The following is a 13,819-nucleotide window of genomic DNA, read 5'->3' on the forward strand; positions in this document are numbered from 1 at the left end:
GATGTTTTGTACACCCATTGCCTGGAACATCCGGCGACAGGTGTTTCGGCGGCGACTGTACTATAAACAAACGGCGACTTGTCCAACGGGTTCGAAGCGCACTGGCCAGTGGCAACAGGGGCTCATTGACCAACGTAACCTTTGAGGCGCATGCAATCATTTGTCAGGTCGATCTGTTTTTCCGCAATAACGATGCCATCCCCCACGGCACTGCCCATGCCGTGGGTCTTGTCGTTCGCCGCCGGCGTTGAATGGTAGCTGGCAGTTGCTGCTTTGGCCTGGTACTGGCATTGAGCTTTGTCGTGCTGGATGTCAGCAGCACTTGCGCCTGACCTGGCCCAATCGTGAACAGAGGTCACACACGCGCTCAACAGCGTCGCGAGCACCGCAACAATAATTAACTTCATGGTTTGTACCGCCTATAGATTGAAGGTTTCAAGGTTCCTGGACTGATTCGGATTGCGGTGAGGGAGATCACTTGCAAACGAACGTCACGTTGGCCACTTCATGCTCCTGATCCGCCGGCATGCGCGATTGAACATCAAACTCACCGACTTGCTTTCCCAGCGATGCACACTTGTTGTTGGCGCGGTTCAAGGCCAACTGACGCGCGCCTGGGTGAGTGCCTTGCGACAGTTGAGTATTCGCCGAGGCCTGGTACTCATAGGGTCCCAGTTTCAAGTCGTGGGATTGCCAGACATAGTTACAGACCAATGCAACAGCACTCACAGCAATAATCATGTTGAGTTTCATGGCAAGTATCGGACGCTGGACATTTGTTTCTCCATAACGCTCACCCTACGGGGTCAATAACGCTTCAACGCTGTCATCCGGAATTTCGATGACGCCTTGGGCGACGCGTTGCGCGGGGCAAAGCTGCTCTATGTCGCCGTGGCGCAATGATTGAGCAGTTCGCTATCGAGATGAAGAAAAACGAAGTATCTTTCAGTGACCATTAGAAATACTTAACGAGCGTAGCGGCCATGCAACTTGATGCAAAACAGATGCAGGCGTTCCTGGCCGTGGTCGACAGCGGTAGTTTCGAGAAGGCGGCAGAACGTCTTAACGTAACGCCGTCGGCGGTATCGCAACGCATACATGCTCTGGAAGTTCGTCTGGGCAGTTCAGTGATCGTGCGCGCAAGGCCGTGCGAGCCCACCCAGACGGGACGAAAACTGATGCTCTATCTTCGCCGTGCGACAGTGCTTGAAGAAGAGCTCCTCAATGACCTGACCGGCGACGAACAAGATCATCTGCGTGTGGTCATCGCGGTCAATGGCGACACCCTGGCGACATGGTTCTTTCCTGCACTGGCCGAGATATTCGTCAACGAAAACATTCTGCTCGACGTTGTGGTCGACGATCAGGATCACACCTACGCATTGCTCGAAAGTGGTCAGGTGATCGGCTGCATCGGCACACGCTCAGAGCCTATGCGAGGTTGTTTTACAGAGCCGCTGGGGTCAATGCGTTACCAGTTGGTGGCATCGCCAGCGTTTCAGGAGCGATGGTTTGCGAAGGGCTTGACCCGCTCTGCTGCGCGCAAGGCACCTGTATTTGCCTATTCGCGCAAGGACACCTTGCAGTCTGATTTCATGCAGTCACGTTTCGGCCTGCACGCAGACGCCTACCCCACGCACTACTTGTCACTTCCAGAAGCACGCCTCAAAGCCATACGCCGTGGTCTCGGCTACGGGATGGTGCCGTATATGCAGGTGAGCGATTTGCTCAAAAGTCGGGATCTGGTGGACGTCGCGCCGGAACACTTCACCGATGTAGCGCTTTACTGGCACGCCTGGGCGTTGCAATCACCGCGCATGGAAGCGCTTTCGGAGCGAGCGGTCCATGCCGCACGGCGCATCTTGAGCAGCAAGGGGCCGGTAAAACGCTCCACCATGCCCAAGCAGTAAGCCGCGCCACTGTGCGTCGGGAATACACTCGGCAGCGGCGACCTGAGTCGCCGCTGCACAGTAGTGGATGAAAATGGGCCCTTAGCGTAAAGCCCCCTGCTCAACATCAAGCGGCCGAGCCATGGCCAGGCCCTCCTCGCACAGCGGCAACCCGAACAACAGCACGTCTGCCCGCTCCTCGCCAAAACGGGCGATACGGGGCAAGCGCGCCCAAAGCACCGCACCGATCGACTGCACGATGTGCTGACTGGGGACGTTGGCCGCCATGATCCAGGCCACGAGGGTTTCCAGGCCAAACTGGCGGCCGAGTATCACCGTGGCATGGCCCAGGCGTACGCCGATGCCGCTGCCGTGACGATCGGCGCGCACATAAATCGCCGTTTCACCGGTATTGCGGCACGCCTGAGTCCCCCAACTGAAGCGATTGATCGACAGCCAGCCAACCACTTCGCCGCCGCGCTCCAGTACATACACCGGCAAGCCGTCGCGTTTATAAAGGTTGATGTAGAACGTCACTTCTTCGAGCGTCATGGGCCGGGTCACCGGCGAATTGGCGCCGGTTCCCGCCGTTTCGTTGAAGATGTCCATCATTGCCGGCAAATCGGCGTCACAGGATTCACGTACGCCCCTAGGCAGGACAGTCGGCTGAGGCCGGCGGACAAATACGTTCATGCGCTGGCCCTCTCGTTATAGACGCTGCTCTTCAACTGGCCCCGGGCCCGCGCCAGGCGAGAACGCACAGTGCCGATAGGCACGCCCAGTTGCTGCGCAGCGTCCTGATAGCTGATGTCTGAGTCCACGACCAGGTCAATCACGGCGCGCATGTCAACCGACAAGTCGTCGATGGCTTCCAGGGTGCGGCTGAGCAAGCGCTGGTGCTCACTGACCTGGCTCGGATCATGACCATATTCCAGGCTTTCGATTCCTGAATCTTCCAACACGGTGTTCTGCGGCCGGCGATAGAAGTTTTTGAAGTGATTGCTGACCAGATTAGTGGCAATGCCGAACAACCAGGTTTCCGGTTTCGATGCCCCGGTGAACTTGTGCTGGTTACGCCAGGCTTCCAGATAAGTCATCTGCATCAGATCGTCGACATCGGCTGGATTGAATACCCGTTTGGTTATGAAACCGCGCAACTTTTTCTCGCTGCTGTGTGCCAGACCGCCCAAATCCAGTTTGATGGCGGCAATGACTTTCGCTTCCGTTTGAACACGACTCGATTCCACGCTTGATCCCTCATCACTCACGCTATGCCGACATTGGCGGGAGGGATAGAGAGCAGCGAGCGTACCAACCTTGGTACTTTTTCAACCGACTGTTTTTAAACAGTTTTTAAACCTGAAAAACGTGATTTTTGCCATTTGTTGCACTTTTGACAAAAACCCCGTGCCAGTTCTTGCACAGGTTTTTGAACCTGACGACAACGAGGGAACCCGACGCCGCCAAACGCCACTCACTGCCCACCTGTATAGCGGTGGAACGTGCGCCTCCATGAAAGTATCCAACTACAACGATGCCCTGCCCCTGGATTTGCTGCCGCGTCCTTTGCCCGGCACGGAAACGTCGTCGACCGTGGCCAAAAATCCTCTGATTGATTCCATGGAAGAAGTGGCGCTGAAGTTCAGCGAGAGCATCGAACGCCACAGCAAAAGCCTGGACGAACGCCATATCAGCGACGCGACCCGAGGACAGCGGGTCGAGCGCATCGAAAAGCTCGTTGAGCTTTACCGCCTCCTTGATCACACCGACCAGCCGAGCCTCGAACAACAGGCCCGCCGCATGCAGCAGCAGTTGCAGCAACAGCCGTCGCTGCAGACGGCCCTGAACCTGGCGGACAACGATCCAGCGCGCGCCGATATTCTGCTGCAGCAGGCGATGCACCTGGCTCTCGGTGAAGGTCATGAGGCCCAAGCGCAGAGCACCCGAGACCTGATCGATGAGTTACGGTTGGTGCACGGCGATAAAATCCGTGCCGGGTTCAACACGGCCAGTGCCATCGCCCTGTTCAGCCGTGATCCACAGCAACGCGCGGCCATGCGTCAGCTGTATTACAAGGCGATTATTGGTCAACAACCCTTGGCCAGTCTGCTCGAAGCCCTGCTCGAACACTTCAGCGAGGAACAGTTCTCCCGGGGGTTGCGTACCCTGCAGCGCGCGCTGGCCGACGATATCGCCGCCCTTTCGCCGTCCCTGCCCGGCGCAGTACTGGGCTCGATGCTGCGTGGATTGGGCTCCTGCGGGCAGCTCAACAACATGATCAAGGCGTGTCACGACCTGTTGCAACGCTTGAGCCAGCAACAGCGGCGCGACAGCATGACGCCCCTGGCCATGAGCAAACGCCTGCTGCGCTTTTGCGCCAACGGCTTTTTCGCCCGCGACCTGACCCTGCTCAGCGATGACACCCTGAGCAATGCAGCGCACTTGCAGCCGCTGTACTTCAATGGCTTGTATCCACTGCTGCAAAACCTGCCACTGGTGCTGTGGAAGGATCTAAAGACTCGGCAAAACGGCCTGCGCCTGCTGCATAACCTGATGGATCAACTCGCCCGGCAAGAACGTCAGGCCCTGGGGCTGGCCGAACCAGGGCGGGGCCTGCAATGAATCGCCTGATTCACAGCCTCAACCGCCTGGCACTCGCGGTGATGCGCCGTACCGAGATCGTCGGCGCGGTCATGGTCATGGCCATCGTGTTCATGATGATCCTGCCGCTGCCCACGGCGTTGGTGGATGTGCTGATTGCCCTGAACATCTGCATCTCGTCGTTGCTGATCGTTCTGGCCATGTACCTGCCGCGGCCGCTGGCGTTCTCGACATTTCCTGCGGTGCTGCTGCTGACCACCATGTTCCGGTTGGCGCTGTCGATCGCCACGACCCGTTTGATCCTGCTGCAACAGGATGCCGGGCACATCGTCGAGGCGTTTGGCAGCTTTGTGGTGGGCGGCAATCTGGCAGTGGGTCTGGTGATTTTCCTGATCCTGACGATCGTCAACTTTCTGGTGATCACCAAGGGCTCCGAACGCGTGGCCGAAGTCGCGGCACGTTTCACGCTGGACGCCATGCCCGGTAAACAGATGTCCATCGACAGCGATCTGCGCGCCAACCTGATCAACGTCCGCGAGGCTCGCCAGCGTCGCGAGCAGTTGTCCAAGGAGAGCCAGTTATTCGGCGCCATGGACGGTGCGATGAAGTTCGTCAAAGGCGATGCCATCGCCGGCCTGGTGATCGTCTTCATCAACTTGATTGGCGGTTTCTCCATCGGTGTCCTGCAAAACGACATGCAGCCCGCGCAAGCCATGCACCTGTATTCGGTGCTGACCATCGGCGACGGCCTGATCGCTCAAATTCCGGCGCTGCTGATTTCTCTCACCGCCGGCATGATCATCACCCGCGTAGCCCCGGACAGTCAGGCCGGTGACGCCAACATCGGTCATGAAATCGCCGAACAGTTGACCAGCCAACCCAAGGCCTGGGTGTTTTCCTCGATCGGCATGCTCGGCTTTGCGGCGATCCCCGGCATGCCCAGCGTGGTGTTCATCAGTATCAGCATGATCTGTCTGTTCAGCGGTTTGATCCAGTTGTGGCGCATCCGCCAGAAACAGATCCTCCAGGACCACGACGGCGCCGCGCGCAACGGCGCACCAGAGCTCAATGGCCGCGAAGACATCCGGCGTTTCAACCCGTCCCGGGCCTATCTGTTGCAGTTTCATCCCAGCCACAAAGACAGCGTGGCGCTGGAGCGACTGCTGCACGGCATTCGCCAGCGACGCAACACGCTGGTGCACCGTTTCGGGCTGACACTGCCCTCCTTCGACCTGGAGTTTTGCGAGGACTGTGGCGAAGACGAATTGCGTTTTTGCGTCTACGAAGTGCCGCTGATCCGCGCCACCTGGAGCGATAGCCGAATGGCTGTGCACCTGCGCCAATGCGGCGAACTGCATGACGGTGAGCCGGGACTGGCAGAGCGTGATGAAACCGAGTGGGTGTGGTTCGCGCCCGACCACGCCTTGCTGCGCATGAGCAGCGTGGAGCCGGTCAGTGCCGAGGACCTGATTCTGGAACGCATGGACCGCGCCTTCCAGGCGACTGGTCCGCAATTCATCGGTTTGCAGGAAAGCAAAGCGATCCTCAGTTGGCTCGAAAGCGAACAGCCGGAGCTTGCCCAGGAACTGCAACGCACCCTGCCGCTGGCGCGTTTTGCCGCGGTGTTGCAGCGCCTGTCCGCCGAACTGGTATCGCTGCGCTCGGTGCGCCCCATTGCCGAGACACTGATCGAACAGGGCCAGCATGAGCGGGACCTGAACGCCCTCACCGATTACGTGCGCATCGCCCTCAAGGCGCAAATCTGCCACCAACACACCGAGCATGGCGCCCTCAACGCTTGGTTGGTCACGCCGGAAACCGAAGTCTTGCTGCGCGACGCCCTGCGCCAAGGCCAGAGCGAAGCCTGGTTTGCCCTTGAGCCGGAGGTGGGTAATGCCTTGCTCCAACAATTGAGCGCGGCGTTCCCGCTGCGCGCCAGCCCGGCACCGGTGCTGCTGGTGGCCCAGGACCTGCGCAGCCCGCTGCATGGGCTGCTCAGAGAACAATTCAACCATGTTCCAGTGCTGTCCTTCGCCGAGTTGCTGTCCTCGGTGCAAGTGCAGGTGCTGGGACGCGTTGATCTGCAAGAAGCCCATGACCTGCTGGCCTGACGGAGTTGTGCGATGAAACCGGACATGATGTATGAACTGCGCGTGCTCACCGGCCTGCACCGTGGGGCGGCGCTGCCATTGAACGGTGGCGAATGGTCGATCGGCTCTGCAGTGGGCGCCGATCTGGCGTTGTACGACCCTGGCATCAAGGATCGCCACTGCCTGCTGCGGCTGGTCGACGACACCTGGTCACTGGCGCGCAAAGATGGCCCGGTGACCGACAGCGAGGGGCACAAGGTTGACGCCATCGCCACGTTGCAACCGGGAACACCGTTCGCCCTCAACGGCGTATGGCTGTCGGTGGTCAGCGCCAACACCGAGTGGCCGCAAGATCAGGACGACGACGCGCACGGTCCACACGCCGAACCCGTTGAAACCACGTTGCCGCCAATGAATGCCGAGCGCGACGAAGCAATGCCCGCAACGCCAGCGCCATCACGCTCACTGTTGGGCCCGGCATTGGTTGCAGGATCTGTGCTGCTGTTTCTCGTGGCGTTGTTCTGGGGCGTGAATTCCGGGGTTTCAAATTCGACACCTGTCCCGGTGCCCGTGCCCACCCGCACGCCGCTCAAGAACGCCGCCCAGGTGCGTGAGGTCTTGGAGCGCATGCTCACCGAACGCGAGTTGCAGGGCCGCATCCGCCTGGTCGAACAACCGGGCAAAATCCTCCTCAAGGGACGCTTTGACGAGGACGATCTACTGCAATTGACCGAACGCATGTTGTTGCGTTTCGAGCAACAGTACCGCAGCCCGATACCGGTGCTCAGCGACTTGCCCGAAGCCACACCTCTGCTGCCGTTCAGCATTGTCCAGATCAGCCTGGCGCGGTTGCCCAACGTGCTCACCAGCGATGGTCGCCGCGTGTTCCTCGGCGACGAAGTGGCCGGCGTGCGACTGGTGGGCATCAGCGAACATCAGGTGGTGTTCGAAGGCGATCAGCGCATCGAGGTGAGCTGGTGATCCAGGCAGCCATCGCACAATTACAGGATTGGTGCGGCGGGCACCAGCAGCGCCTGGCGAACTGCGCGCCGGTGTCCATCCATGGGCGCATCGCCGGGGTGAACGGCATTCTTCTGCACAGTCGCATGCCCCGCGCGCGAATCGGTGACCTGTGCCAGATCCAGCGCGCCGACGGCAATCAGGTGATGGCCGAAATCGTCGGCTTCGACCGTGAACACACCTTGTTGGCCGCCCTTGGAGCACTCGACGGCATCGCCATCGGCGCGCGGGTCACGCCGTTGTTCCAGCCGCACAGCCTGTTGGTGGGCGAGCACCTGCTGGGCTGCGTACTCGACGGTTTTGGCCGCGCCCTCAACGGCGAAGGCCCCGAAGCCTTCGCGGCGGCCGGATCGGTGGGGGCTTTGCCGGTGATCCGCGATGCACCAGCGGCCAGCGAACGCCCGCGAATCGAAGCACCGCTGGCCACTGGGCTGCGCGCAATCGACGGTTTGCTGACCCTGGGCGAAGGCCAGCGCGTGGGGATCTTCGCCGGCGCCGGGTGTGGCAAAACCACCTTGCTCGCCGAATTGGCCCGCAACACGCCGTGCCAGGCCATTGTGTTTGGTCTGATCGGCGAACGGGGCCGGGAACTGCGCGAGTTTCTTGACCATGAACTGGACGAAGAACTGCGCAGCCGCACCGTACTGGTCTGCGCCACGTCCGATCGCAGCAGCATGGAACGCGCCCGAGCCGCGTTCACGGCCACGGCGATTGCCGAAGGTTTTCGCCAGCAGGGCAAATCGACGTTGCTGATCATCGACTCGCTGACCCGGTTCGCCCGTGCCCAGCGAGAAATCGGCCTGGCCAGCGGCGAGCCGGCCGGTCGTGGCGGCCTGCCGCCTTCGGTCTACAGCCTGCTGCCACGTTTGGTGGAACGCGCCGGACGCACCCAAAACGGTGTCATCACGGCCCTGTATTCGGTGCTGATTGAGCAGGATTCGATGAATGACCCGGTGGCCGATGAAGTGCGCTCGCTGCTTGACGGCCACATAGTGTTGTCGCGACGCCTGGCTGAGCGTGGCCATTACCCGGCGGTGGACATCCTCGCCAGCCTGAGCCGGACCATGAGCCAGGTGGTGGGAACCGAACAGCAACAAGGGGCCACACAGTTACGCCGGCTGATGGCGGCCTATCAGCAAGTGGAAATGCTCATCAAGTTGGGCGAGTACCAGCCTGGCAATGACCCGCTGACCGATTGCGCCGTGGACGCTCGCGCACGGATCGATGCCTTTCTGCAGCAATCGCTGCGCGATCCGGTGCCGCTCGATGAAACCCTGGACCACCTTCTACAGGTAACCGCTCATGCCCCAGTCTGATACCGATTCCCCGTCACCGGCCAATGATTCGATGGCCAACAACCTGACGGCGACGCTCGATGTGCTGACGCCGATCCGCCGCCATCGGCTGACCATGGCCGAACAGGCCTGGCAGCGTCAACGCTCGGTGCTCAAGGCCCTGCACACAAGCCTGGAACAACTGACGAAGGAGCTTGAACAACGGCGCGAACAGCATGGCCTGGCGCGCCTGGAACAGCGCGATGCCCACATCAATCGTCGTCTGCCGCTCAACGAGATGAACCAATGGCTAACCGGCGAGCAGCAAGCCCTGCGCCAAATCGAGCGCTTGGAGCAGCGCTACAAAGCGTTGCAGGAAGAATGCCGGCAACAGCAGCAATGGACTGAGGACAGCGAACGGCAACTGCATCGCCGCCAACGTGACGTGGAAAAACTCGACTACTTGCGCGACCTCGCCCAGGAGGCTTCATGAACCCGCGTCACGCCACGCTCAAGGCGCCACCGCGCCCGCCGGAAGCACCCCGACCGCGTCAGGAGACGGTCTCGGCGTGGCCAGTCAGATCCGAGCGCCGTCACGACCTGCGCGGTGAAACCCGTGACGAGAGTGAGCAGTTCGAGCAACTGCTGCAAACGTTCGACAACCTGGACCCGTCACTGATGGCCGACGTCGGCGGGAGCGGGTTTCAGGACCCGCAGCAACACCCCGAGTCGTCTTCACAAGGCGCCGCTGTGACACCGGAACCAAGCACCCTCGCGTTATGGGAGACCTTGCTGGCCCGACTGGAACAGCACTTGGATGAGCTGCAGCCCGGGGTCCTTGAAGCGCACCTGGAACTGCCGAACCTTGGCACGGTAAAGGTCAATGTGACACCTCGGGGGACGACGCTGGAAATCGCGGTGCATATGGCCCGCGAGGCGTGGCGCCAAGTCGAGCCTCAGCAGTCAGCCAGCGCCGCATGGCTGGCACAGCAATTGGGCCGCACGGTGCGCTTGAGCCTGCACCGCGAGGACGATTGAAGTGAATGCTCAAGCATTGCGCCTGCGCAGCCTGTCACAGGCCGAGGCCTCGGTGCGCGAACGTGTGGGCGCGGGTCTGAGCTTGCACCTGTCGCAGCCGTCGCCCGCCACCCTGACCCTGCGCCTGGCGCCACGGCCCTTTCACACACCGCCCGCCACGGCCTTCGAATCTGCCTGCGGTCTGCTCTGGCTCGATGCCGCCGGGCCACTGCTGAGCGAGCTTTCCTCATGCCCGGCAATCCTCGCCGATCCGATGACGGCCACAACGGACTGCCCTTGGTATTGGCCGCTGTACAACCAATATCTGGCGCCCGAACTGCAAGTCGCATTGAGCCCGCTGCATGCCGTGGCAACGGCGCCCGCGCCAGGGCTGGACTGTTTGCTGGAACTGCACAGCACCGCAGCGGGCGCGCACATCAGTCGCTTGCGAATCGCCGCCGACACCCTGCTGCGCTGGCTCGACCATGGCCCGTGGCGAGCCTCCCGGGCCAGCACCGGCGATCGGGACTGGCCGGTGTCCTTGCCGTTGCTGCTGGGCCATTGCGCTTTGAGCCGAGGCGAACTGCTCACCCTGCGAGCGGGGGACGTTTTGCTCATTCCCCAACCGCTGTTTACCGCCCAAGGGCTGGGCAGCCTGCAAGTCGGCGCCTGCCGCCTGCACCTGCGCCAGCAAGCGGCAACTGCCCTGCACTTCACACTCACCGAACTGGAAGATTTGCCGATGAATGCCTCCCTCGATCACTTTGCCCTTGGCGATCATGAGCCGCTCAACGAGGTCGACGCGTCGACGCTAGCGGTTGATGACACGGCCAGCGAACGTTTCGACGATCTGCCGGTGGCGCTGACCCTGCGAGCCGGCAGCCTCAACCTGAGCCTCGGCCAGCTACGCAGCCTCAGCGTCGGCTCGGTCTTGCGCTTTAGCGGTTGCACGCCGGGGCAGGCCATGTTGTGCCAGGGCGAACTCGTTTTGGCTCAAGGTGAACTGGTGGACATCGAAGGTCGGCTGGGTTTGCAAATTACCCGCCTGGAGCTGCGCCCGTGAATGTGCAGGACGTTGATCCGCTGACGCTGGCCCTCTTTCTGGGCGCACTGTCGCTGGTACCTTTATTGATGATGATCTGCACCGCGTTCCTGAAGATTTCCATGGTGCTGCTGATTACCCGCAACGCCATCGGCGTGCAGCAGGCGCCGCCGAACATGGCGCTGTACGGCATCGCGTTGGCGGCAACGCTGTTCATCATGGCGCCCGTGTTCAACGACATGGGTCAGCGCTTTCGCGAAATGCCGCAGCGTCTGGACAATTTCACCGCCATGCAAACCGCCGGCACGCAAGTGCTGGAACCCCTTCGCCACTTCATGGCACGCAATGTCGACCCGGACATCCAGACCCATCTTCTGGAGAACACTCAACGAATGTGGCCGGCGGCAATGGCAGCCAAGGCCAGCCGCGACGACTTGCTGCTGATCGTCCCGGCGTTTGTGCTGTCGGAATTGCAGGCCGGTTTCCAGATCGGCTTTCTGATCTACGTGCCCTTTATCGTGATCGACCTGATCGTCTCCAACATTCTGTTGGCGCTGGGTATGCAGATGGTGGCGCCGATGACCATTTCCCTGCCCCTGAAAATCCTCCTGTTCGTCCTCGTCGATGGCTGGACACGGCTGCTCGACGGCCTCTTCTATAGCTACCTGTGAGGGCAACATGGACACATTGACGCTGTTCAAACAAGCCATGTTGCTCGTGGTGGTCCTGTCGGCGCCGCCACTGATCGTCGCGGTGATCGTCGGCGTGCTGACGTCTTTGCTGCAAGCGGTGATGCAGTTGCAGGACCAGACCCTGCCCTTTGCCATCAAGCTGGTGGCGGTGGGCATTGCACTGGCCCTGACCGGACGCTGGATTGGCGTCGAGTTGATGCAACTGGCCAACCTGGCGTTCGGCATGATCGCGCAGACGAGGGCTTGAAATGTTCGGGCCGGCGTTCAACGAAGTGTCCCAATCCATTCTCGCCCTGACCTTGGGCATGGCTCGTCTTTATCCGTGCCTGTTCCTGGTGCCGGCGTTCGCCTTTCGCGAGATCAAAGGCATGCTGCGCCACGCCATCGTGCTCGCGCTGGCACTGGTGCCGATGCCGGGGATTCGCGCCAGCCTGGCGGGGCATGATCTGGGTTGGATCGATCTTGGCGGGCTGATACTCAAAGAGAGCGTGATCGGCCTGTTGCTTGGGCTGCTGCTGGCGATGCCGTTCTGGATGTTCGAGTCCATTGGTTGCCTGTTCGACAACCAGCGCGGCGCGCTGATCGGCGGCCAGATCAACCCGGCGCTGGGGGACAACACTTCCGAACTGGGGCACATGTTCAAACAACTGCTGATCCTGTTGTTGATCCTCGGTGGCGGTTATGCCGCCCTGACGCAGGTGATCTGGGACAGCTACGCCGTGTGGCCCGCCAACCACTGGTTGCCGATGCCCGCCACAGACGGGTGGGAACTTTATCTGAAGCTGCTCGCGAGCACCTTTCGCTGCATGGTTCTATACGCCGCACCGTTGGTGGGCCTGTTGCTGCTGATCGAGTTCGGCATGGCGATCCTCAGCCTGTACAGCCCGCAGTTGCAGGTCTCGACTTTGGCGATGCCGGCCAAGAGCCTGGTCGGCCTGGGCTTTCTGGTGCTCTATCTGCCGATGCTGTGTTGGCTTGGCCAGGGTCAATTGGCGCAACTGGCTGACTTCAAGCACCTGCTGCCGTTGTTGCTCAAGGCAACCCCTGGAGCCCTCCCATGAGCGAAAAAACCGAGCAGCCCACGCACAAGAAACTCGCCGACGCACGCAAAAAAGGTCAGGTCGGACAAAGTCAGGATGTGCCCAAACTGCTGATTTTCGGCGCGCTGCTGGAATTGATTCTGGGCCTGGCCGAGGGCGGTATCGAGCGACTCAAGGCGCTGATGAACCTGCCCTCGCAGCAGATGGACCGGCCCTTCGGCGCGGGCGTCGGCGAAGTGCTGACCAAGGCTGGCTGGGAGCTGTTGCTGTTCATGTTGCCCGTGCTGGGCATTGCCGTGGCCATGCGCCTGATGGGCGGCTGGGTGCAATTCGGGCCGCTGTTTGCGCCCGAGGCGCTGAAGCTGGATTTCGAGCGGCTCAACCCGCTCAATCAATTCAAGCAAATGTTCTCCTCGCGTCAGTTGTTCAACCTGCTCAACAGCCTGTGCAAGGCTGTGCTGATCGGCGTGGTTCTGTATCTGGTGCTGCCGCCGGCGCTGGGCGATCTGATCGGCCTGGCCAACAGTGACCTGAACACCTATTGGCACGCAATGATCGCTCTGTTCCACCGACTCTCGCGGATCTGCCTGGGGTTGTTGCTGGTGTTGGCGATCGTCGATTTCGCCTTGCAGAAATACTTCTTCATCAAGGGCCAGCGCATGAGCCACGAAGATGTGCGCAAGGAGTTCAAGCAGATGGAGGGCGACCCACACATGAAGTCGCACCGCAAGTCGCTGGCCCGGGAAATGCTCCAGCAACCGGCCGGCGCCACGCCTGCCAAAGCGCCGGTGGAAGACGCCGATCTGCTGCTGGTGAATCCCACCCACTACGCCGTCGCCTTGTTCTATCGCCCCCAGCAGACACCGCTGCCGCGCATTATTGACAAGGGCCACGATGCCCACGCGCGGGAACTGATTGAGCGTGCGCGCAAGGCCGGCGTGCCCGTGATCCGCTATGTATGGCTGGCGCGCACGTTATACCGCAGCGAGGTCGGCCAATTCATCCCGCGCGAAACCCTGCAAGCGGTGGCGCAGGTCTATCGCCTGCTGCGCGAACTCGACGACCACGTTCAGTCGCAAACCATCGAAATGCCCGGCACGCCCTACTGAGACACGAAGGAACCAGGTGCAAGCGACGACCACTCAGGGCAAAGG

16 protein-coding genes are annotated in these 13,819 nt (G+C 61.0%); 12 read left to right on the top strand and 4 right to left on the bottom strand.

The window, feature by feature from the left end; translation table 11 throughout:
• Nucleotides 1–122 precede the first annotated feature (122 nt).
• On the bottom strand, nt 123–407 hold the full coding sequence (locus tag ACIOWA_RS02540) for a hypothetical protein (RefSeq protein WP_339464239.1): 285 nt from the start codon (nt 405–407) through the stop codon (nt 123–125).
• Between the two features lie 67 nt (nt 408–474).
• The gene (locus tag ACIOWA_RS02545; RefSeq protein WP_401158002.1) at nt 475–741 is read right to left on the bottom strand and encodes a hypothetical protein; all 267 of its coding nucleotides are present in this window, start codon (nt 739–741) and stop codon (nt 475–477) included.
• A 242-nt stretch (nt 742–983) separates the two neighbouring features.
• Here ACIOWA_RS02545 and ACIOWA_RS02550 point away from each other — a divergent pair, with 242 nt between their 5' ends.
• Complete coding sequence (locus tag ACIOWA_RS02550) at nt 984–1,910, top strand: HTH-type transcriptional regulator ArgP (RefSeq protein ID WP_339464242.1); 927 nt, start codon at nt 984–986, stop codon at nt 1,908–1,910.
• A gap of 81 nt (nt 1,911–1,991) precedes the next feature.
• On the opposite strand, the gene ACIOWA_RS02555 is transcribed toward ACIOWA_RS02550, so the two are convergent.
• The gene (locus ACIOWA_RS02555; RefSeq protein ID WP_339464243.1) at nt 1,992–2,582 is read right to left on the bottom strand and encodes a GNAT family N-acetyltransferase; all 591 of its coding nucleotides are present in this window, start codon (nt 2,580–2,582) and stop codon (nt 1,992–1,994) included.
• The gene (locus ACIOWA_RS02560; RefSeq protein ID WP_339494500.1) at nt 2,579–3,136 is read right to left on the bottom strand and encodes a sigma-70 family RNA polymerase sigma factor; all 558 of its coding nucleotides are present in this window, start codon (nt 3,134–3,136) and stop codon (nt 2,579–2,581) included. The genes ACIOWA_RS02555 and ACIOWA_RS02560 overlap by 4 nt, the downstream gene beginning before the upstream one ends.
• 265 nt (nt 3,137–3,401) lie before the next feature.
• Between ACIOWA_RS02560 and sctW the strand changes: the two genes are divergently transcribed.
• From sctW to sctU, 11 genes are read left to right on the top strand one after another with little or no spacing between them, the layout of a single operon-like run.
• Nucleotides 3,402–4,511 (top strand): type III secretion system gatekeeper subunit SctW, encoded by a 1,110-nt coding sequence (gene sctW, locus ACIOWA_RS02565; RefSeq protein WP_401158005.1) that lies wholly within the window; start codon nt 3,402–3,404, stop codon nt 4,509–4,511.
• Nucleotides 4,508–6,601 carry a type III secretion system export apparatus subunit SctV gene (gene sctV / locus ACIOWA_RS02570; protein WP_401158007.1) on the top strand — a complete coding sequence of 698 codons (2,094 nt, stop codon included), beginning with the start codon at nt 4,508–4,510 and terminating at the stop codon, nt 6,599–6,601. Before sctW ends, sctV begins: the two co-directional genes overlap by 4 nt.
• Nucleotides 6,602–6,613: 12 nt before the next feature.
• The gene (locus ACIOWA_RS02575; RefSeq protein WP_401158009.1) at nt 6,614–7,561 is read left to right on the top strand and encodes an FHA domain-containing protein; all 948 of its coding nucleotides are present in this window, start codon (nt 6,614–6,616) and stop codon (nt 7,559–7,561) included.
• Nucleotides 7,558–8,916 (top strand): FliI/YscN family ATPase, encoded by a 1,359-nt coding sequence (locus tag ACIOWA_RS02580; protein WP_401158011.1) that lies wholly within the window; start codon nt 7,558–7,560, stop codon nt 8,914–8,916. The genes ACIOWA_RS02575 and ACIOWA_RS02580 overlap by 4 nt, the downstream gene beginning before the upstream one ends.
• Nucleotides 8,903–9,367 carry a type III secretion protein gene (locus ACIOWA_RS02585; protein ID WP_339494505.1) on the top strand — a complete coding sequence of 155 codons (465 nt, stop codon included), beginning with the start codon at nt 8,903–8,905 and terminating at the stop codon, nt 9,365–9,367. Before ACIOWA_RS02580 ends, ACIOWA_RS02585 begins: the two co-directional genes overlap by 14 nt.
• Nucleotides 9,364–9,912: a type III secretion system HrpP C-terminal domain-containing protein gene (locus ACIOWA_RS02590; protein WP_401158013.1), complete on the top strand. Its 549-nt coding sequence runs from the start codon at nt 9,364–9,366 to the stop codon at nt 9,910–9,912. Before ACIOWA_RS02585 ends, ACIOWA_RS02590 begins: the two co-directional genes overlap by 4 nt.
• Nucleotide 9,913: 1 nt before the next feature.
• Nucleotides 9,914–10,954, top strand: coding sequence for a FliM/FliN family flagellar motor switch protein (locus ACIOWA_RS02595; protein WP_401158015.1), 1,041 nt, complete (start codon nt 9,914–9,916; stop codon nt 10,952–10,954).
• Nucleotides 10,951–11,604: a type III secretion system export apparatus subunit SctR gene (sctR, locus tag ACIOWA_RS02600; RefSeq protein ID WP_339464251.1), complete on the top strand. Its 654-nt coding sequence runs from the start codon at nt 10,951–10,953 to the stop codon at nt 11,602–11,604. Before ACIOWA_RS02595 ends, sctR begins: the two co-directional genes overlap by 4 nt.
• 7 nt (nt 11,605–11,611) lie before the next feature.
• Nucleotides 11,612–11,872, top strand: a complete 261-nt coding sequence (sctS, locus tag ACIOWA_RS02605; protein ID WP_221729835.1) for a type III secretion system export apparatus subunit SctS — start codon at nt 11,612–11,614, stop codon at nt 11,870–11,872.
• A gap of 1 nt (nt 11,873) precedes the next feature.
• Nucleotides 11,874–12,686 (top strand): type III secretion system export apparatus subunit SctT, encoded by an 813-nt coding sequence (sctT, locus tag ACIOWA_RS02610; RefSeq protein WP_339464252.1) that lies wholly within the window; start codon nt 11,874–11,876, stop codon nt 12,684–12,686.
• Nucleotides 12,683–13,774, top strand: a complete 1,092-nt coding sequence (gene sctU / locus ACIOWA_RS02615; RefSeq protein ID WP_401158018.1) for a type III secretion system export apparatus subunit SctU — start codon at nt 12,683–12,685, stop codon at nt 13,772–13,774. The genes sctT and sctU overlap by 4 nt, the downstream gene beginning before the upstream one ends.
• Nucleotides 13,775–13,819 lie beyond the last annotated feature (45 nt).

Origin of the sequence: Pseudomonas sp. NPDC087614 (assembly GCF_044743485.1) — a bacterium.
Lineage (GTDB): Bacteria > Pseudomonadota > Gammaproteobacteria > Pseudomonadales > Pseudomonadaceae > Aquipseudomonas > Aquipseudomonas baetica_A.

Excerpts from the sequence above, each read along its gene's own strand:
- ACIOWA_RS02550 (WP_339464242.1), top strand. The coding sequence starts at position 984 with ATGCAACTTGATGCAAAACAGATGCAGGCGTTCCTGGCCGTGGTCGAC.
- sctW (WP_401158005.1), top strand. The coding sequence starts at position 3,402 with ATGAAAGTATCCAACTACAACGATGCCCTGCCCCTGGATTTGCTGCCG.
- sctS (WP_221729835.1), top strand. The coding sequence starts at position 11,612 with ATGGACACATTGACGCTGTTCAAACAAGCCATGTTGCTCGTGGTGGTC.
- ACIOWA_RS02545 (WP_401158002.1), bottom strand. The coding sequence starts at position 741 with ATGATTATTGCTGTGAGTGCTGTTGCATTGGTCTGTAACTATGTCTGG.
- ACIOWA_RS02540 (WP_339464239.1), bottom strand. The coding sequence starts at position 407 with ATGAAGTTAATTATTGTTGCGGTGCTCGCGACGCTGTTGAGCGCGTGT.
- ACIOWA_RS02555 (WP_339464243.1), bottom strand. The coding sequence starts at position 2,582 with ATGAACGTATTTGTCCGCCGGCCTCAGCCGACTGTCCTGCCTAGGGGC.
- sctU (WP_401158018.1), top strand. The coding sequence starts at position 12,683 with ATGAGCGAAAAAACCGAGCAGCCCACGCACAAGAAACTCGCCGACGCA.
- sctV (WP_401158007.1), top strand. The coding sequence starts at position 4,508 with ATGAATCGCCTGATTCACAGCCTCAACCGCCTGGCACTCGCGGTGATG.
- ACIOWA_RS02590 (WP_401158013.1), top strand. The coding sequence starts at position 9,364 with ATGAACCCGCGTCACGCCACGCTCAAGGCGCCACCGCGCCCGCCGGAA.
- ACIOWA_RS02575 (WP_401158009.1), top strand. The coding sequence starts at position 6,614 with ATGAAACCGGACATGATGTATGAACTGCGCGTGCTCACCGGCCTGCAC.
- sctT (WP_339464252.1), top strand. The coding sequence starts at position 11,874 with ATGTTCGGGCCGGCGTTCAACGAAGTGTCCCAATCCATTCTCGCCCTG.
- ACIOWA_RS02585 (WP_339494505.1), top strand. The coding sequence starts at position 8,903 with ATGCCCCAGTCTGATACCGATTCCCCGTCACCGGCCAATGATTCGATG.